Source organism: Vescimonas fastidiosa (assembly GCF_018326305.1).
Taxonomy (GTDB): Bacteria; Bacillota; Clostridia; order Oscillospirales; family Oscillospiraceae; genus Vescimonas; species Vescimonas fastidiosa.
In genome coordinates, this window is sequence record NZ_AP023416.1 from 242,288 (window position 1) to 261,905 (window position 19,618).

Annotated in this window: 18 protein-coding genes and 1 tRNA gene; 18 read left to right on the forward strand and 1 reads right to left on the reverse strand. The window is 57.5% G+C overall.

Annotated features, from left to right (window positions below; translation table 11 throughout):
* The first annotated feature begins 86 nt into the window (after positions 1–86).
* From KI236_RS08425 to KI236_RS08485, 13 genes are all read left to right on the forward strand, one after another.
* Positions 87–2,084 (forward strand): phage tail protein, encoded by a 1,998-nt coding sequence (locus KI236_RS08425; RefSeq protein WP_212821105.1) that lies wholly within the window; start codon positions 87–89, stop codon positions 2,082–2,084.
* Positions 2,081–2,746, forward strand: a complete 666-nt coding sequence (locus tag KI236_RS08430; protein WP_212821107.1) for a hypothetical protein — start codon at positions 2,081–2,083, stop codon at positions 2,744–2,746. The genes KI236_RS08425 and KI236_RS08430 overlap by 4 nt, the downstream gene beginning before the upstream one ends.
* Positions 2,746–5,139 (forward strand): phage tail protein, encoded by a 2,394-nt coding sequence (locus tag KI236_RS12315; RefSeq protein WP_329958976.1) that lies wholly within the window; start codon positions 2,746–2,748, stop codon positions 5,137–5,139. The genes KI236_RS08430 and KI236_RS12315 overlap by 1 nt, the downstream gene beginning before the upstream one ends.
* Positions 5,140–5,143: 4 nt before the next feature.
* Positions 5,144–7,111: a DUF859 family phage minor structural protein gene (locus tag KI236_RS08440; RefSeq protein WP_212821109.1), complete on the forward strand. Its 1,968-nt coding sequence runs from the start codon at positions 5,144–5,146 to the stop codon at positions 7,109–7,111.
* Positions 7,112–7,168: 57 nt separating this feature from the next.
* On the forward strand, positions 7,169–7,417 hold the full coding sequence (locus tag KI236_RS08445) for a hypothetical protein (RefSeq protein ID WP_212821111.1): 249 nt from the start codon (positions 7,169–7,171) through the stop codon (positions 7,415–7,417).
* A 40-nt stretch (positions 7,418–7,457) separates the two neighbouring features.
* Entirely contained in the window at positions 7,458–7,736 is a 279-nt protein-coding gene (locus KI236_RS08450) for a phage holin family protein (protein ID WP_212821113.1), read from the forward strand.
* The gene (locus tag KI236_RS08455) at positions 7,729–8,577 is read left to right on the forward strand and encodes an N-acetylmuramoyl-L-alanine amidase (protein ID WP_212821115.1); all 849 of its coding nucleotides are present in this window, start codon (positions 7,729–7,731) and stop codon (positions 8,575–8,577) included. Before KI236_RS08450 ends, KI236_RS08455 begins: the two co-directional genes overlap by 8 nt.
* A 948-nt stretch (positions 8,578–9,525) precedes the next feature.
* Positions 9,526–9,969 carry a hypothetical protein gene (locus KI236_RS08460; protein WP_212821117.1) on the forward strand — a complete coding sequence of 148 codons (444 nt, stop codon included), beginning with the start codon at positions 9,526–9,528 and terminating at the stop codon, positions 9,967–9,969.
* Positions 9,962–10,174 carry a hypothetical protein gene (locus KI236_RS08465; protein ID WP_228738128.1) on the forward strand — a complete coding sequence of 71 codons (213 nt, stop codon included), beginning with the start codon at positions 9,962–9,964 and terminating at the stop codon, positions 10,172–10,174. Before KI236_RS08460 ends, KI236_RS08465 begins: the two co-directional genes overlap by 8 nt.
* 99 nt (positions 10,175–10,273) lie before the next feature.
* A complete protein-coding gene (locus KI236_RS08470) occupies positions 10,274–10,978 on the forward strand; it encodes a hypothetical protein (protein ID WP_212821119.1) in 705 nt (234 codons plus the stop codon).
* Positions 10,979–11,108: 130 nt separating this feature from the next.
* The gene (locus KI236_RS08475) at positions 11,109–11,531 is read left to right on the forward strand and encodes a hypothetical protein (RefSeq protein ID WP_212821121.1); all 423 of its coding nucleotides are present in this window, start codon (positions 11,109–11,111) and stop codon (positions 11,529–11,531) included.
* 14 nt (positions 11,532–11,545) lie between these two features.
* Positions 11,546–11,923 (forward strand): hypothetical protein, encoded by a 378-nt coding sequence (locus KI236_RS08480; protein ID WP_212821123.1) that lies wholly within the window; start codon positions 11,546–11,548, stop codon positions 11,921–11,923.
* A 13-nt stretch (positions 11,924–11,936) separates the two neighbouring features.
* A complete protein-coding gene (locus KI236_RS08485) occupies positions 11,937–12,260 on the forward strand; it encodes a hypothetical protein (RefSeq protein ID WP_212821125.1) in 324 nt (107 codons plus the stop codon).
* A gap of 83 nt (positions 12,261–12,343) precedes the next feature.
* On the opposite strand, the gene KI236_RS08490 is transcribed toward KI236_RS08485, so the two are convergent.
* Positions 12,344–12,419: transfer RNA gene (locus KI236_RS08490), tRNA-Val, on the reverse strand.
* Between the two features lie 609 nt (positions 12,420–13,028).
* Here KI236_RS08490 and KI236_RS08495 point away from each other — a divergent pair.
* The 5 genes from KI236_RS08495 (at position 13,029) to mutL (ending at position 19,615) form a co-directional block, all read left to right on the forward strand.
* Positions 13,029–13,226 carry a hypothetical protein gene (locus KI236_RS08495; RefSeq protein WP_212821127.1) on the forward strand — a complete coding sequence of 66 codons (198 nt, stop codon included), beginning with the start codon at positions 13,029–13,031 and terminating at the stop codon, positions 13,224–13,226.
* Positions 13,227–13,457: 231 nt separating this feature from the next.
* On the forward strand, positions 13,458–13,823 hold the full coding sequence (locus tag KI236_RS08500) for an L-lactate permease (protein WP_212821128.1): 366 nt from the start codon (positions 13,458–13,460) through the stop codon (positions 13,821–13,823).
* A gap of 27 nt (positions 13,824–13,850) precedes the next feature.
* A complete protein-coding gene (locus KI236_RS08505) occupies positions 13,851–14,801 on the forward strand; it encodes an L-lactate dehydrogenase (protein ID WP_212821130.1) in 951 nt (316 codons plus the stop codon).
* A 928-nt stretch (positions 14,802–15,729) separates the two neighbouring features.
* Positions 15,730–17,142, forward strand: coding sequence for a tRNA (N6-isopentenyl adenosine(37)-C2)-methylthiotransferase MiaB (gene miaB / locus KI236_RS08510; protein WP_212821132.1), 1,413 nt, complete (start codon positions 15,730–15,732; stop codon positions 17,140–17,142).
* 553 nt (positions 17,143–17,695) lie between these two features.
* Positions 17,696–19,615, forward strand: a complete 1,920-nt coding sequence (gene mutL / locus KI236_RS08515) for a DNA mismatch repair endonuclease MutL (protein ID WP_212821134.1) — start codon at positions 17,696–17,698, stop codon at positions 19,613–19,615.
* Positions 19,616–19,618: the final 3 nt, after the last annotated feature.

Below are 19,618 nucleotides of genomic sequence, written 5' to 3' on the forward strand. Positions count from 1 at the left end.
AATCCCTCCTTGCCGATATCATACCATACTATCAATGGAATGTCACGAATAATTTTCAGAATTTACAAAGAGAGCGAGGTGAACGCATGAATCTTCTTGATCTGTTTGTGAAAATATCTGTGCAAGACGAGGCAAGCGAAAATGTAGAGACATTATCAGGAAAATTCAAAAATGGGCTTGCCACTGCGGCTAAAGTCGGCGCCGCAGCTGTAGGTGCGGCTGCTACCGGCATTGCCGTGCTTACGAAAAACGCGCTTAACAACTATGCTGAGTATGAACAACTGGTCGGCGGCGTTGATACGCTATTCAAGGATAGCTCTGCAAAAGTTCAAGAATATGCAGCAAATGCATATAAGACTGCTGGCCTATCCGCTAACGAATATATGGACACAGTTACAAGTTTTTCTGCGTCCTTGCTGCAATCGCTTGGCGGTGATACAGCAGCGGCGGCAGACATGGCTAATGTAGCAATCACGGATATGTCTGATAATGCCAATAAAATGGGCACGGATATGGCATCTATCCAGAACGCCTATCAGGGATTTGCAAAGCAGAACTATACCATGCTTGATAATCTGAAGCTTGGCTATGGTGGAACAAAAGAAGAAATGGAGCGTCTGCTTGCCGATGCGTCGAAGCTCTCTGGCAAAGACTTTCTGTGGGGCGAGGATGGCATGGGATATGGCTACGCAGAAATAGTAGAAGCAATCCATGTGGTTCAGACAGAAATGGGTATCACAGGAACTACGGCAAAAGAAGCAAGCACCACCATTCAAGGCTCTGTTTCATCCATGAAGTCCGCATGGGGCAATCTGCTGGTTGGAATTGCTGACGATAACGCCGATTTCAAGACACTTACAGAACAGTTCGTTGATAGTCTTGTTACCGTTGGCGAAAATATCATTCCGCGCATTAATGTCATTTTGGGCGGCATTTCACGGTTGGCCACATCTGCATCTACCACGATTATCCCGATGGTCATTACAACCATCACAGATAATCTTCCTGCACTTTTGCAGTCGGCGGTTGCACTTGTCGGCGCATTGGGACAGGGTATCATTGATAGCCTACCTGCAATTACGCAGGCGGCAATCGACATTCTTTTCTTCCTCGCAAATGGCCTGATAGAAAACCTGCCCACGCTCATTGACGGCATTGTGCAAGTGACCATGACGATTGTGCAAATGCTGACAAGCCCGGACTTTTTGACGCAGCTCATTGAAACGGCAATCCTGCTGATTGTGACGCTTGCAAACGGACTGATTGACGCGATTCCGCAGCTTATCGCGGCAGTTCCTCTGATTATTGGCAACTTGCTTGCCGCAATCATTGTAGAGCTGCCGAACATTATCCAGATGGGCATTGACCTTCTGTTTGCGCTGATAGACGGAATTATTCAGTGCATCCCGGAATTGGTGGCGGCAGTCCCTACACTGATTATTGCGTTTATCAACGGCATTGTTAATAACCTTGATAAGATTATCCTTGCCGCACCGCAAATCATTGTATCGCTGATTACCGGCATTGTCGGAGCAATCCCGGAGCTGATTGCAGCCGTCCCACGCATTATCGCGGCTATTGCTGACACGATCCGAAATTATGACTGGGGCAGCATCGGTAGAAACATCGTGCAGGGCTTAAAAGACGGCATTGCCGGAATGTGGGACAATATCAAAAACTGGTTCAGTGAGAAAGTAGATGGGCTGGTTGGCAGTGTAAAACGGATCCTTGGGATAAATTCGCCTTCTAAGGTCTTTGCCGGTATCGGTGGATATATGGCGGAAGGCCTTGGCGAAGGGTTTAGCGATGAATTTGCATCTGTGAAAAAAGACATAGAGGGGGACATGAGTTTTTCTGCTGGATCCATTACGGCAGGAGCAAATATCAGCGGAAACTATGCAAGTGGAGCTTACGGCGTAGCAAGCGGAGGATTCAGCAGAATTATAATGCTGCTTGAACAGTACTTGCCTATGTTGGCAAATATGAAAGTCATCATGGACAGCGGCCAGGTTGTTGGTTTGCTTGCCCCAGGCATGGATGAAGAACTGGCCAAAATCAATGCGAGGAGGGCGAGGGCCGTATGATGGGAAAGGTATTTTTTGACGGAAAAGACACCTACACAGAATATGGCCTGCTGCTTGCAAGCAAGTCCATTTCTCTGCCGGAAGTTCGCACGAACATGATCGATGTTCCGGGCCGGGATGGCCTGCTGGATGCGTCCGAGGTTCTGACCGGCGAAGTCACCTATAAGAACCGCACTATTACGCTGAAGCTGACTGGCGTGGACACGGTGAGCGGCAAGACATGGCCTGCTACGATTTCCGATTTCTGCAACAAAGTCCACGGCAAGCGCGTTAAAATAACATTCCCTGAGGACACCGCCCATTTTTACAGTGGGCGGTGTTCTGTTGGGGAAGTGGGGCTTGTCAAAATGATGCAGACTATCCCGGTCACAGTCAACTGCGACCCGTGGAAATACAAGAACGCAAAAACCACGGTTTCCCGCTCTGACCTGGGCACGGTCTATAAACAGCTTTCGCTTCCGAATGAACGCCGCCCAGTGATTCCCACCATCACGGTGGCCCAGGACACCACCTTGCTTTGGGGCAGCAGCACAATCAACATCAGCGCTGGGGATCATATTCTGCCCGCTATTCGCCTTGCGGCTGGAAACAACATTATGAAAGCCAAAGTTGCAAGCGGCACCGGCAGTATCACGGTTACATACCAGGAGGCGAGCCTGTAATGTACCAACTCAAATATAAAAACTATATCCTGTATGACCCGCGCCTTGCGGATGAAAAACTAATCGTCCGTGACCCCTCTGTGAAGCTGGCGGTCAGCAAGGCCGGGGAAATGTCCTTTACGGTGGGTGCAGAGCATCCCTATCTAAGTAATCTGCGCCGCATGAGCGGCCTTGTGGAGCTGCTGGACGGCACTTTTCCTATATATAGGGGAAGAATAACCAGCGATATAAAAGACTTCTACGGGGCGCACAAAATCGAAACAGAGGGCATTATGGCTGTGCTGAATGACAGCATCATTCCACCGTTCAACTTCCCAGAGGACTTTACGGAGGACGCTTCCTATAAGGCCGCCGCCGCAAGCGGGAATGTGGTGGAGTTTTTCTTCCGCTGGATTCTGTCACAGCACAATGCGCAGGTGACCGCAGAGCAGCAGATCAAGCCCGGCGTGGTCACCGTGTCCGACCCGAACAATTTCATTGCCCGCAGCTCTGAGGAGTACGCCACGGCGATGACCACTATTTCCGATAAGCTGTTCAAATCTTCTCTGGGCGGGAATCTGCTGATCCGTTACGAGGATGACGGCAATTATTTGGACTATTACGCCGCGCTGCCGCTGACAAACACGCAGACGGTGAAATTCGCCGAAAATCTTCTTGACCTGTCCAGCGAGACGGACGGTGCGGACATTTACACTGCTATTCTCCCGGAGGGCAAGGACGGCCTGACCATCGGGAATCTGCCGGACGGTGACTTGACGGATGACCTGGTGAAGTCCGGAAAAGTCATCTACAGCAAGTCCGGCGTGGCCACATACGGGCGCATTACCCGGCACATCAAATGGGATGATGTGACTGTTGCCGCCAACCTTCAGACCAAGGCGAAGGCGGCGCTGGCCGACAATGGTCTGTCCATGCCGGAGACCATCACCTGCAAGGCGGTGGATTTGGGCTGGCAAGAGGGCATCCAGCATTTCCGGGTTGGCAGAATGACCGCCCTGGTCAGTACGCCCCACGGCTACAGCGCGTCATATCCGTTGATGGAGCTGGCCCCGGATATTCTTGACCCCGGCAACACACAGATCACGCTGGGTTCGACCCGGCGCACATTCACCGGCTCACAGATCGATGCAGTGCGGAAAGCCGAGGAAAGCACCTCGCAAGTCCGCACTGACTTAAACAAGAAAATTGAGGACATCGAGCTTACCCCCGGGCCTCCCGGCCCTGCCGGGGCAGACGGCAAGGACGGCACCAACGGTCTATCTGTGTGGATTACTTACCATGACGGCACATCCACACCGGCAACTCCGACAGGAAACGGTACGCTGAACGGCTGGCACACGGACTTGACCGCAGATGTGGTGTGGATGTCGCAGAAGGTGGCTGCATCTGCTACGGCTGGCACATGGGGTACGCCTATACGGATTTTGGGTGAAAAGGGTGAACAGGGAATTCAGGGCGTTCCCGGCGAAAAGGGAGACCCCGGCACAACTGGCCCCCAGGGGGAGCAGGGTATTCCTGGAGAGAAAGGCGACCCCGGAGAGCAGGGGCCGCAGGGAGTGAAAGGCGATACTGGCGACACCGGCCCGCAAGGCCCACAGGGTGAGAAGGGTGCAACGGGGGCCACCGGCCCGCAAGGTGAAAAAGGGGCAACTGGCCCCCAGGGCGTAAGCGTCACCGCCACCACAGTGGAATATTATCTTTCCGCTTCCGAGACAGAGCTTTCCGGCGGCACATGGCAGTCTACGGCACCGGCTATAACGGATGGAAAGTATCTGTGGGGACGCACTAAGATCACCTATTCCAACGGCAAAACGACCTACACCGGCGCATACTGCATCAGTAAAGCCATGACCGAGAGCGCCGAACCGATAGTCAGCGAGACCCGCACGGCGGTGACGAAGCTGACCCAGGATGTAGACAGCTTCAAGGCTACGGTATCTGAGACCTACACCGAAAAATCCAACTTCAATGAGTTCAAGCAAAAAACGGAATCCGACCTAACCGCCAACAGTGCGGCCATAGAGCAGCGGTATACCGAGATCAAGACCGTGGAGCAGCAAGTCCTTGGCGTAGATGGCAAAGTCACGGATGTGCAGAAAAAGGTCACGGAGACGGCGGGCTATATCCGTACCGGCAAGGTGGCAGAGGATGAATCCGGGAATCCCATCTACGGCGTGAAAATCGGGCAGACCGATACGGCGGGCAATTATAACGCCTTTGCCCAGTTCACGGCCGGCCGAATTTCCTTTTTCGATGAGGCCGGGCATGAAATCAGCCACTTTGCCGGACAAGATTTCTACATCGACAGCGGTATCATCGTCCAAAACCTGAATCTCGGCGGCTATGAGCTGCGCCGGAATAAGGGCCTTGGCTTCAAGTGGATAGGAGGCTGACAGAGTGGCAACAAGCGGAACCGTAAAAACAAACACAAAATATGGCTCCTATTTTTGGGTCAAGTGGGAGATCAGCGGCAGTCAGGACATAGCCGGGAACAAGACTACCATTTCCTGGTCTTGCGGCCTGAGCCCCGGGGAGCAATATTACACAAACGCCATAAAAATGGGTGCGGTGGTCATTAACGGTCAAACTGTGTATTCCGGCGGCACATATTCCGACATCACGGATTACAAGGATCGCACCTTTGCCTCCGGCACACTGGACATCGCCCACAACAATGACGGTAGCAAGACCTTCACCGTTTCCGCCTTTTCCGGTTGGCTGTACGGAAACGGAGATTATACCGCTTCGGCGGAGAGCTTTGCCCTGCCTGCCATACCCCGGGCGGCTACCATCGCATCCGCGCCCAACTTTACAGATGTGGACAACCCGGCCATTGCCTATGCCAATCCGGCAGGCTCGGCGGTTTCTGCGCTGGATGTGTGCATTTCTCTGACCGGATCGGCATCGGATATTGCTTACCGAGCCGTCAGCACCAGCGGCGGTAGCTATACCTTCCAGCTTACCAATGCGGAGCGGGCCGTGCTGCGCAACAACACGACCTTAACGCGAAAAGTCGTGTTCCTGCTGCGCACCAAAATCGGAAGCACCTATTACTACGACACCGCAGAAAGGACATTTACCGTCACCAATAATGCGGCCACCCGACCCAGCGAAGCTATTGCCGTGGCCCCCGTCAGCGCCCTGTCTGCGCCGTTTAATGGCCTGTATATCCAGGGCAGAACACAGGCCAAAATCACGCACACGGCCAGCGGAAAGTTCGGCGCGACCATAAAGCAATATTCCGCCTCCGTAGAGGGTAAAGCCTATTCCGGGAAAACAGCCACCAGTGACGCACTGCAAACGCCGGGCGTGCTGACCATCACCGGCACGGCAACGGACAGCAGAGGCTTTTCCACTACAGCATCTAAACCCGTCACGGTGCTGGCGTACAATACGCCCTCTGTGGTGCGTAACGGCACCACGGGAAGTTTTGTATGCGCACGGTCTACCTCTGACGGAACAATAAGTGAAGACGGTACAGCGCTTTGTGTGGCGTGCGCCAAGTCCTTTTCCCCTCTGGCCAACAATAATAAATGCACATTGCGTCTGCGCTATGCGGCAGAGGGCGGCGGTTGGTCAAGCTGGATCACGCTTTTGGCAGAATCTTCCGGAAACGATTACGCAGGCGTGGTGCCCGGTGTCACCCTATCGGTATCGGTGGTATATACCATCGAGATTCAGGCGGTGGACAAGCTGGGTGAGAGCGGGTCGGTGGAAACGAGAATCCCCACATCCGAGATGACCTTTCACTTGGGCGAGAATGGTAAAGCCGTGGGTATTGGGCGGTACGCCAGCGAGAGCGGAGAGAGGCGGCTGGATGTGGCCTGGGATGCGCATTTTGAAAAGGGACTGCAAGTCAGCGGTGCCACAACGCTGGGCGGAAACCTAACAGGCAAATATCTTACCGGCACATGGCTGCAAACCACGGAGGCCTCAGACCTGGGCAAAACACCACCTAAGGTGGCGGTGCTGGATAATGCCGGCTGGGTGTATTACCGGACACCGGCGGAGCTGCGGGCCGATTTGGGATATGGGGACTATGTGTTAGAGCAAGGCACCAGTGGTATTTGGACTTACCGCAAATGGGCCAGTGGCGCGGCAGAGTGCTGGGGGCAGCCGTCTAAGAGCGTGGCATCATCCGGCACATTCCTTGGCGCGTATGCATTTTCCACATACTTCTCGTTGCCGACCGGGCTTTTCGCAAGTGTGGCGGAAGCCAATGTGAATCCAAAGTTCGGAAGCGGATACGCAATCCCTGCATATATAAATTTGACCAATGCATCAATCGGTGTTGACGCGCTATCAAATAACAGCGGCACGCAGACCTTTTCCGCGCATATCAGTGTAAAAGGCAAGTGGAAATAAAAAACTGGCATAAAATCAAATCAACCAAGCCCCCCAGAGGAGAAAGGAAATTACTGAATGGAAACAATCGTCGTGGCTATCATCACCGGCGGCCTGTCGCTGCTGGGGGTAATCATCACCAGCAACAAAACCACCCGGGATGTGCAGGCCAAACTGGACATGCAGCAGGCCGTAACCGAGACAAAGCTGGAAGAGCTGACCCGGGAAGTCCGGGAGCATAACAATTTTGCGCGGCGCGTCCCGGTACTGGAGGAGCAGATCAAGGTCGCCAACCACCGCATCGCGGATTTAGAAAACAATCATTAATTTTTGTGGTGCCAGACCCTGGCACAGAAAGGAGCAAAAAATGAATCTGGAATTTCTCAAAGACTACATCGTACTGCTCGTGGTAGGTATCTGCCTGTGTGTGGGCTACATTCTGAAGAATGTGGTTCCCACTGACAAGGTGAACCGTTACATCCCGCTCATTATGGGCGTGCTGGGCGTGATTCTGAATGTCTGGATCTGCGGTTTCCTCTTTACTCCGCAGATTCTCCTGGGCGGCCTGTTCAGTGGCCTTGCCTCCACCGGTCTGTATGAATTGTTCCGCAACCTGATCGATAAGGGAGGGAATGACAATGCCTAAAGTATTTCTTTCTCCCAGCAACCAGTACGACAACCGCTACGCCTACGGTGGCACCACCGAGGCCGTCCAGTGCGGCAAGATCGCCGAGGCCTGCAAGGCCGCCCTGGAGCGCAGCGGCATGACCGTGCAGGTGGGGCACATGATCCACATGAGCGAAAAGATCGCCCAGTCCAACGCCTTCGGCGCTGACCTCCATGTTCCCATCCACACCAACGCCTTTAACGGCACGGTCACCGGCACCCGGATGTTCTGCTTTAGCAGCGGCGGCGAGGGCATGAAGGCCTGCAAGGCCATCTTCGCCCGCCTGGCCCCCATCACCCCCGGCACAAGCGAAAGCATCCAGGTGAACGACTACGACGAGATCGTATACACCAACGCCCCCGCAGCCTATGTGGAGTGCGAGTTCCACGACAATGCCACCACGGCCAAGTGGATCGTGGAGCACACCACGGACATCGGCGAGGCTATCGCCCAGGGCATCTGCGACTACTTCGGCGTGACCTTCAAAGAGAAGGAGCAGCCCACGCCCGCCAAGTCCGTGGACGAGGTTGCCCGGGAGGTGATCCGCGGTGAGTGGGGCAATGGCTCCGACCGCCGCCAGCGCCTGGAGGCAGCAGGGTACGACTACGACACCGTACAGGATCGAGTAAACGCTATCCTGACCGGCGATGCGCCGGAGCAGCCCACGCCTGCCGAGCCGGTAGAGCCCGCCCCCGAGCCGGAGCAGCCTGCCACCGATAAGCTCTACCGCGTCCAGGTCGGCGCTTTCGCCAACCGCGAGAACGCCGAGAAGCTTCTGGCCAAGCTGAAGGCTGCCGGTTTCGAGGGCTTCATCCGGTAACAGAAATCATCTGGAGGGAGTATAGGCTACGACAACGCCGACCTTGCGCCCATGCGTAAGCATCCGCACCTCCACGGCTATGGTTTTGCACATGAACAGCAACCACAAGGCCGTAAGAGACTTTTTGTCAAAGCTGCCACCGAAACGAGCCATTGCGTTTGTCGAATCGTTTTTGCTTCCCGACAACGAAGCGATGGTAATCATAGAATGCGATGTACGCCGGAAAAGCTGCGTACAGGTATCTATGGAGCGGAATATGTCCGTGGAAACGGTGAAGCGGCACAGATGCAGAGCATACCACAAAATTGCACAGGAACTATTTATCCCCCTGCCTTAACCGGCGGGGGGATTTTTACTTTTCCTGACACTTTTCAGGCACTTTCGGGTGCCTGTTTTTTTGTACCATAAAAGCAGAAAGAAGGTGGCAAAATGTACGAACGGCTTATAGCCTGCGGATACACGGAGCAAATGGCGCAGGATATTTGCATTCTGTACGCAGACGATCCCCGGGGGCTTTTAGCGTATGTAGAAATTGCTGAAAGCCTATATAGGGATTGCAATCATGTATAAATATTTTAATCCAAATCCATGCGGGAAAAACGTGTCCGATTGCACTGTCCGTGCAATCTGTAAGGCCACGGGAAAGGATTGGGGCGAGGTTTATCTCCGGCTGTGCATGCGGGGCTACTTGGACGGCGACTTGCCAAACGCTAACGCCTGTTGGGGGTCTTACTTGCGCAGTATCGGATACCGGCGGCATATTATCCCGGACACTTGCCCGGACTGTTACACGGTCGGCAGGTTTGCCGATGAGCACCCGCGCGGGACGTATATTCTCGCCCTTTCTGGGCATGTAGTGTGCGTTCAGGACGGGATCATCTATGACAGCTGGAACAGCGAGAACGAAATCCCGCTTTATTTCTGGGACAAAGAAACGGAGGAATGAACATGGCATATCCCTATTTCAACCCCTATTATCCGCAGCCGATGCCGGACAACCTCATGCAGATGCGGCAGATGCAGCAGCCACAGATGCCGCCCATGCAGCAGCCTATGTCGCAGCCAGTGCAACAGAACCCCATCGCACAAGGCGGCGTACAGTGGGTAAGCGGCGAGCAGGAGGCAAGAGGTTATCTCATCGCGCCCAACTCTGCCGTAGCACTGTGGGATTCCACCGCCCCCACCGTTTACCTCAAGCAGGCAGACGCAAGCGGGAAACCGACGCTCAAGATTTATGACCTCGTAGAACGCACAGAAACGACCCCTAACGCGCCACAAAAGCCGGGCGTGGAATTTGTCACCCGCGAGGAGTTCGACCGTCTGGCGGTGCTTGTGGGCGAAATAAAGGGTAAGAAGAAACGCAAGGTCGAGGAGGACGAAGACGATGAGTAACCCGTTTATGGCCGCGCTGGGCGGCGGGCAGGGTCCTATGGGGAACTTTGCCCAGATGGTTCAGCAGTTCAACCAGTTCAAAGCAAATTTCAAGGGCGACCCCAAAGCCGAGGTCGAAAAGCTCTTGCAGAGTGGTAGGCTAAACCAGCAGCAGCTTAATCAGCTACAGCAGATGGCGAAGCAATTTCAAAGCCTGATGCAGTAATCATCAACATAAATCAACATCGTGGCCACGATTTGATGAATAACAATTTTTCAAAGGAGTGATACTATGTCTCTTTCTGACGGCGGCGTTCAGGCCACTATGCCTGTTGCGCCTACCGGCATGATGAACAGCGGCTTTGGCGGCTTCGGCGGCGATGGCGCGTGGTGGATCATCATTCTTTTCCTGTTTGTGTTCTGCGGCTGGGGCGGCAACGGCTGGGGAAACAACGCCGGCAATTCCGGCGGCGTGGTCGACGGCTATGTGCTGACCTCTGATTTTGCCAATGTCGAGCGCAAAATCGACAGTGTAAATCAGGGCCTTTGCGACGGATTTTACCAGCAGGCGCAGCTTGTCAATGGCACCAACATGGCGATGGCAAACGGCTTTGCACAGGCCGAGCTTTCCCGCAGCAACCAGCAGGCGGCGCTGATGCAGCAACTCAACGCCATGCAGATGCAGGCCGCTAATTGCTGCTGCGAAAACCGTGCAGCTATCGCCCAGGTGCGCTACGACATGGCGACGCAGGCGTGCGACACGCGCAACACCGTGCAGAACGCCACGCGCGACATCATTGACGCGAACAACCAAAACAGCCGCGCCATCCTCGACTTCCTGACGCAAAGCAAGCTGTCCGACCTCCAGACCGAGAATCAGAATCTGAAGCTGGCGGCATCTCAGGCCGCGCAGAACAACTATCTGATCTCGCAGCTGCGTCCGTGCCCTTCGCCCGCCTACATTACCTGTAATCCGTGGGCGGGCAGCGGTTACGGCGGCTGCGGCTGCAATCAGGGCGGCGGCTGCTGACAACTGCATAGCATAGCTTTTTGTTGGCGATTTTGTTGACGCCAACAAAATGGTCGGCCCCGTGCCGATACTACGACAACGCGGCGGGGCAATAGCTCCGCCGCTGTATTTTTAGAAAGGACTGAAATATATGGCTGAATATGTAAACCCCGGTATCGCAGTCGTCTCCGCTGGCCAAAATGTGCCGATGGTCTCCACGGCGGCTTGCGGCAAGCCGTGCATTGTCCACCGCGAGGGCAGCGGTCTTGTTACCCTGCGTGGACTGACGCAGCAGTGCAAGGCGCGCTTTCGGGTGAGCTTTGGCGCAAACATCGCCGTCCCCACGGGCGGAACGGTAGGCGCGATCACCACGGCGCTCGCTGTCAACGGCGAGGCGCTCAACAGCGCTACGGCGACCGTCACACCCGCTGCGGTGGAAAACTATTTTAACGTCTATGTCAGCGCCATCGTGGAAGTGCCGCGCGGCTGCTGCGTGACCGTGGCGGCGAAGAACACCAGCGCGGAGGCGATCAGCTTTGCCAATAGCAATCTGACCGTGGACCGCGTGAGCTGAGAAAGGAGAAAGTAATGGGTATGAAATCTATGTATGATCTGCGCGATATGCTCTGCAAGGAGCTGGACGAACTGGCCCGAAAAGGCGAATTGGGTGCGGGTGACCTGGAAATTGCCCACAAACTGACAGCAACCATCAAGAACATAGATAAAATTGACATGATGGAATCAGACGGCTATTCTGGCGGCGGTGATTGGGAAGCGGATATGCGCGGCGCCTATGGCCGGGGCAGTTCCTACGCGCGGCGCGGCTCGCACTATGTGCGCGGACATTACAGCCGTGCGGATGGCGCGGAGCATCTGCGCACCCAGTTAAACGACATGATGCGGGAAACTGATGACGAACGCGTCAGGGATGCCCTGCGCCGCGCTGTCAGCCTTATGGAGAATTAAAGGGGGATTCCCCATGATCGATGAAACCGAGCTGAAACTATGGATCGCACGGCTGGAAACAGAAGAATCAAGCTGGCCCAATTATGAGAAACTGGCGGCTCTCTACATTATCCGTAACGAGCACGGCGGGGAGCAACCGCAGGCGAAAGCGCCCCCAATGCTGTATTCCGCAGAGCCTGCGCCGGCCAAGACAATAAAACCCTCCGGCAGTGAATTTTTGAAAGCGGTCGGGAATGTGGCGCAGGATAGGGCGTGGGAAGTCATGGACGAGCTTATGGACACCCTAAAAATCGTCAATGAGAAAGCTTATAACAGCGTCCTGAAAAAACTAACCTAAATCGCTACTACTAACACATTACTAACAAAGTTAATCTTGGCAAAAATAAAAAGTCCGGGAACCCTTGAGATTCCTGGACTTTTTGGTGCGCGGTACAGGACTTGAACCTGTGACCCCATGCACGTCAAGCATGTGCTCTACCAGCTGAGCTAACCGCGCAAGAACGAATATTATAATACCGTGTTCCCGGCCGTTTGTCAATAGTTTTCTTGCCCGGATGGCATATTTTTTCATTTTCCCCCCTCGCCCTCCGTAGGGGCGGACGACCCTGTCCGCCCGATGCAGTGGGTTCTTGATGGTGCGTAGGGGCGGGGCTCTCTTGCCCACCGTTGTGCCGACCGATTCCCGGCCACTGTCGTGCCCGCCAATCGGGGCACTTCCTCGAAACCGGCTTGCTTCATCCGCCACTGGCGGCGCTTCGCCGATTTCCCCGCCCGCGGGCGACCGCAAGGGTCGCCCCTACGGAGTGTTTACCGATAGGATTTCGTAGGGGGCGGCGTCCTCGACGCCCCGCGTCCTTTACAAGGGGTGCGGTGGATGACCGGCGATGGTCTGCCCTCAGCCCGCCCTACGATGGCAAAATTTTCTACCCCGTTTCATTTGTATACCGGCCTATACTTTTCGTCAATCTCACCAACACCGCCCGGGGGCCTCCCGGAAAAATTTATGCGTTTATCTGATTTTCCCTGGAGTGACAATTTTTTCCTCTTGCAGAGAATATTTTTTTGTGTTATGCTCCGTTTAGCATCCGGAAAGGAAGCTGTGGTTATGACCAACGCAATGTGCGCCTCCCTCATGCATACCACTTCTGCGCAGGCCCCCTGCGCCGCTTCCTCCTGCGCGGATATGCACGCCATTCTGGGCATTATTATTCTGGACGCCAGCCTGCTGCTGGGGTCCGTTTTTGTATTGCTTTCCTCCGTGACCCGGACGGTGCGTTCCCTTCCTTCTTTGCAGGCGTGTTGACACGCCCACCTATTGCAGAAGCTCGAGGCCTCGCCCATCCGGCGGGGCCTCTTTATTTATAGATGTTTCCCTTCTGCTATGCCCAGCCAGCACAGAAGGGGAACCCCCATCAAGACAGAAAGCGAGAGGCAATCATGGAATTTCTTAACTTTGTTATGGCACTCAGCCCCATCATCGTGGTGCTGGTGGGCATCCTCGGATTCCGCCAGTCCGCCAAAAAAAGTGGCCCCGGTGGCCCTTATATGGACGCTGGTGCTGGCTTTTACCTACTTCAATGTCACCGGCGCCTCCTTTAAGGAGAATGTGGCCGTGTACGACGCCCTCCTCTGGAAGGGCATCAAGGATGGCCTGAAGATCGCGCTCATGGTCTTTGGCGCCTTTGTGATTCTGAACCTCCTCCGGGATACCGGTGCCTCCCTGGGTAACCTTATCTGCCCCAATAACACCGTGGCCGCCTGCGCCACCGTGGACCAGATCGGCAACGAAAATAAGGTCACGAAGCGCACCCTCCCGGCCTTTGCCATTATCCTGGGGGTGTACATGGTGCTGACCATGCTCTACACCTGCGTGCTGTTTCCCCATTTCGGTATGGAATAAATATTTTCTGTAAAGGAGATTTTGCAAATGACTAAGAATCGTGTGGTAGGCGTCATCGGCCTGGGCCATGTGGGAGCCCATGTAGCCTATTCCCTGGCGGTGCAGGGCATCGCCGACGAGCTGGTGCTGGTGGATCAGAACCAGCAGAAGCTCCAAAGTGAAGTGCAGGACCTGCGGGACGCCGCAGCCTACCTGCCCCACCGGGTCACCGTTCGCCCCGGAGACTTTGCCGACCTGGGCGAATGCGATGTCATCGTCAACAGCGCGGGTAAGATCGATCTGCTTCGGGGCAATCACGACCGGGTCAAGGAGATGGACTTCACCATTCCCGCCGTCCGGAGCTACACGGAGAAAATCAAGGCCAGCGGCTTTGACGGCGTGGTGATAAACATCACCAACCCCTGCGACATTGTCACCCGGGAGCTGGCACTGGGCCTGGGCCTGCCCAAGGGCCGGGTCTTCGGCACCGGCACGGGCCTGGACACCTCCCGCCTGCTCAGCGCTCTGGCCCGGCAGACGGGCATCGACCACAAGTCCATCACCTGCTATATGCTGGGCGAGCACGGCAATCAGCAGTTTGCCCCCTGGTCCTGCGTCAGCTTCCGGGGTATGCCTCTGGACAAGTGGGCCCAGACGGACGAGCGCTTCCGCTTTGACCGGGAGGCTCTGCAGAAGGAGTCCATCGGCGGCGCCTGGGTCACCTTCTCCGGCAAAAACTGCACCGAGTACGGCATTTCCACCACCGCCGCCCGGATGGTACACATTGTCCTCCACGATGAAAAGGCCATCATGCCCGCCAGCATGGAGCTTTGCGGCGAATACGGGGAGAGCGGCCTGTTCGCGGGCGTGCCCTGCGTCATCGGCGCAAAGGGCGTAGAGGAGGTAGTGGAGCTGCCCCTCACCGACGAGGAAAAGGCAAAATTCCATGCCTGCTGTGAGGGCATCCGCCACAACATGGAGCATTTGAAAGAACTCTAAAAAACTGCCGAAAAACCCTGCGGGTTTTTCCCACACCCTCCGGGGCGGACACGCTTGTGTCCGCCCTATCCTTTTGCCCCTTGCCCCAAACCATCCCCGCACGGCATTATCATTTCATCCGTAGGGGCGGGGTTCTACCCCGCCCGCGGGAGGGGCAGAGCCCCTCCCCTACGCACCGCAAGATACACTTCCGTAGGGGTCGGCCTCCCGGATGACCCGTTTTACCTCACCCCTTATAAAGGACGCGGGGCGTCGAGGACGCCGCCCCCTACGAAACCCTATCGGTAAACACCTCGTAGGGGCCGATGCCTACATCGGCCCGCCCACCGCACACCATGTAAAACTCCCTGTCATTGCGAACCAGTGACCGATGTCACTGGTGTGGCAATCCGCAACCCCCGTCTCCTTGGCCCCCTTGCCTAAAGGGGGCTGGCACGGCGAAGCCGTGACTGGGGGATTCTTCCCCGCACGAACTTACAGCAAACGCGCAGCCGTTCTCCCCGCAAGTATCCCTCCACCAACCTTCGGTTGGTCCCCCTCCCTTTAGGCAAGGGAGGCTTTTTTGCGTAGCCCGCCCCACCGCACATCTTGTGCCCGTCCGTAGGGGGCGGCGTCCCCGACGCCCCGTTCTACCGCACTCCTTGTAACCCTCCGTAGGGGCGACCCTTGCGGTCGCCCGCCCATCGCTCCCCGGCAGGGCACACGGGCCCTGCCCTACAAGGTGTTGCGTTATCGGGCCCGGGCGGACAGAGTCGTCCGCCCCTACAAGCATTTCCGTAGGGGCGATCCCCCAATGTCCCGCCGCACACCAAAACCTCCCCACTATTTTTCCCCGCCCCTTGTTTTGCCCCGGCGAATGTGCTATAATTTCTTAATTAAAGTCGAATCTTAGCGCCATTTTTTCCAGTGGTGCTTACGGAGGTATATTTTGGACAGAAAACAAGTGATCTTATCCCCGGAGGAGACCGGCCGCCAGCGGGAATATGAGCAAAAGATCCGGGCCCTTCATCAGGGCCGGGGCCGCACCCCTCTGGCCCTGGTGGACACCTTCGGCTGCCAGCAAAATGTGGCCGACAGCCAGCACATCATGGGTATGCTCCGGGCCATGGGCTGCGAATTTACCCGGGATGCGGACCGGGCCGACATCATCGTGCTGAACACCTGCGCCATCCGGGACCATGCGGAGAAGCGGGTTTTCGGCAACCTGGGCGCCCTGACCCATACCAAGAAGAAAAATCCCGATCAGATCATCTGCCTGTGCGGCTGCATGGCCCAGCGCCCGGAGATCGCCGAAAAGGTCCGCACCAGCTATCGCCATGTGGACCTGGTGTTCGGCCCCCAGGCCATGTGGAAATTCCCGGAGCTTTTATACCGGGTCTATACCCGGCGGGGCCGGGTGTTCTCCGTGGAGGACGAGAGCGGCACCATCGCCGAGGGAATGCCCATAGTCCGGGAGGGTCACACCCGGGCGTGGGTCTCCATTATGTACGGGTGCAACAACTTCTGCTCTTACTGTATCGTCCCCTATGTCCGGGGCCGGGAGCGCAGCCGCGACATGGACAAGATCGTGGCGGAGGTACGGGAGCTGGCCGACCAGGGCTTTAAGGAGATCACCCTCCTGGGCCAGAATGTAAACTCCTACGGCAAGGACTTGGAGCCCCGGCACGACTTTGCAGACCTGCTTCGGGAGCTGGACAAGCTCGACGGTGACTTTCTCCTGCGCTTCATGTCCTCCCAGCCCAAGGACGCCTCCTTCAAGCTCTTTGACACCATGGCCCAAAGCCGCCATGTGGCCCACCAGCTCCACCTGCCCGTGCAGTCCGGCTGTGACCGGGTGCTTCGGGCCATGAACCGCCCCTATGACCGGGCCCGGTATCTGGAGCTTATCAACTACGCCCGAAAGGTCATGCCCGACCTGGTGCTCACCTCCGACATTATCATCGGCTTCCCCGGCGAGACGGAGGCGGAGGCCATGGAGACGGTGGGCCTGGTGCGTCAGGTGGAGTTTGACGCCCTGTTTACCTTTATTTTCTCCCCCCGGCCCGGCACCCCGGCGGCCAAGATGGACGACCCCGTGCCCCGGGCGGAGAAGCAGAAGTGGTTTGACACCCTCTGCGCCACCCAAAATGACATCTCCGCCCGCCTCCATGCCCGCTATGTGGGCAAGACCCTCCGCTGCCTGGTGGACGGTGAAACGGACGATGCCCGCTGGCCCCTCTCCGGCCGCACCGCCGGAGGCCGTCTGGTGCATCTGGTGGGCGACAAATCCGCCCTGGGCCAGTACCGCGACATAAAGATCACCGACAGCAACACCTGGGCCCTCTTCGGCGAAATGGTGTAAGGCTATTCCTCAAAAAATCCATCCGTAGGGGCCGATGGTCCTGTTGCGGTGCCCAAAATTTCTGCGCTGCCTTACGGCGGACGCTGGAAATTTTGACCGCGGCCACTCGCTCACTTCGCTTCCTCTGCCACTGGCAGCGCTCAGTTCGCTCCCCACATCGGCCCGACCCACGCACCCCTTGTAATGTGTCATTGCGAGACCAGTTCGCAAACTGGTCGTGGCAATCCGCTTTCCCCGTCCCCTCGGCCCCCTTGCCTAAAGGGGGCTGGCACGGCGAAGCCGTGACTGGGGGATTCCACACCTCACCGCACTCCTTGTAACGCTCCGTAGGGGCCGATGCCTACATCGGCCCGCCGCACCTCACCTCTTGTAACGCTTTCGTAGGGGCGGGGTTCTACCCCGCCCGCGGGCAGGGCAGAGCCCCGCCCCTACGCACCCCAAGATAACACACCGCGCCCCATGTAAACCCCCTGTCATTGCGAGACCAGTGGCCGATGTCACCGGCTGCGACAATCCATAATCCCCACATCCCTCAAAAAAGGAGGCCGTCCCCATGCCCACCATTCAATGCTTAGATCCCCATATTGCCGACCTCATTGCCGCCGGCGAGGTGGTGGAGCGCCCGGCCAGCGTGGCCAAGGAGCTGCTGGAAAACGCCCTGGACGCCGGAGCCTCCGCCATTTCCGTGGAGGTGCAGCACGGGGGCCTCACCTATCTGCGCATCACCGATAACGGCTGCGGCATCGCCCCGGGCCAGCTTCCCACGGCCTTTCTGCGCCACGCCACCAGCAAGCTCCGCCGGGCGGAGGACCTGGCCGCCATCGGCACCCTGGGCTTCCGGGGCGAGGCCCTGGCCGCCATTGCCGCCGTGTCCCGGGTGGACATCTTCTCCCGGGAGCGGGGGGCGGATCGGGGCGCATCCCTGCACTTAGAGGGGGGCGTGCCCGGAGAGGTCACCGAGACCGGCTGCCCCGAGGGCACCACGATATGCGTCCGGGACCTGTTTTTCAACACCCCCGCCCGCATGAAATTTATGAAAAAGGACTCCGCCGAGGGCACCGCCGTCACCGGCGTGGTCACCCATCTGGCCCTGAGCCATCCGGAGGTATCCGTGAAGCTGATCCGGGACGGGGTTGAGGTGCTCCACACCCCCGGCGACGGCCAGCTCCGCTCCGCCGTCTATGCCGCCCTGGGTCGGGATTTTGCCCTGGGCCTGCTGCCGGTCTCCGGCTGCGGCGGCGACATTTCCGTGGAGGGCTTCGTCACCAAGCCCTTAAACGGCGGCGGCACCCGGGCCCGTCAGCTCTTTTTCGTCAATGGCCGCTTTGTGCGCAGCCAGCTCCTCACCGCCGCCCTGGAGGAGGCCTACCGCAACCGGCTGCTCAAGGGCAAGTTCCCCGGCTGCGTCCTGCACATCACCCTGCCCAAGAGCACCGTGGATGTGAATGTCCACCCGGCTAAGACCGTGGTGAAATTTCAAAATGAGCGGGCCGTTTTTGACGCGGTACACTACACCGTCAAGGACCTGCTCACCGCCGGGGAAACCCCGGCCCCCAAGCCCGTCCAGCAAACCTTTTACCGGTCTATGACCGTCCAGGAGTATAAGGAGCGGCAGACCCCGCCCCCGGCGGAAAAGCGCCCTCTGGGCAGCTACGGCTCTGCCCCGGCGGTGCATCCGGACGCAAAGCTCCCCCTGCGCGACAGCGTGTCCCCTCCGGCCCCGGCAGCCCCGGAGCCCCGGGAGGAGCCCCGGCCTGCACCGATGCCCGCCGCCCCGGCCACCTTCCCGGCAGCGGAAAAGCCTGTCCCTGCCAAAGCCCCCGTTCCGGAGGCCCCCATCCCGGAGACCCCCGTCCCCCGGCGCAATACCATTGACCTGCCCCTCCAGCAGACCCTTACCGACCATCCCGCCCCCTGGCGCCTGGTAGGCGAGGCCCTGGACACCTATATAATTTGCCAGGATGAAAGCGAAAATCTCTGGCTCATCGATAAGCACGCCGCCCACGAGCGCCTGCGCTTCAACGCCCTGAAGCAGCGCCGGGAGCCGCCCATGAGCCAGCTCCTGCTGCAGCCCCTGGCGGTGGACCTGGAGGCGGATGCCTACGATGCCGCCCTGGCCAGCCTCCCCCTTTTGGAGGAGTTCGGCTTCTCCTGTGAGGATTTCGGCGCAGGCACCCTTTTGGTGCGTGAAGTTCCCTCGGACATTCGCCCGGAGGACGCCGCCGCCACCCTGGAGGAGCTGGCCGAGGACCTGCGCCTGGGCCGGGCCGACCCCGATGCCGCCCGAGACAGTCTCCTGCAGACCATGGCCTGCAAGTCCGCCATCAAGGCCGGGATGCACACCTCTCCCGCAGAGCTGCGGGCCCTGGTGGACCGGGTGCAGTCCGGCGAGATTCAGTACTGCCCCCATGGCCGCCCCGTGGCGGTGAAGCTCACCCGCTACGAGATCGAGAAGATGTTCAAGCGGGCCTGAGAC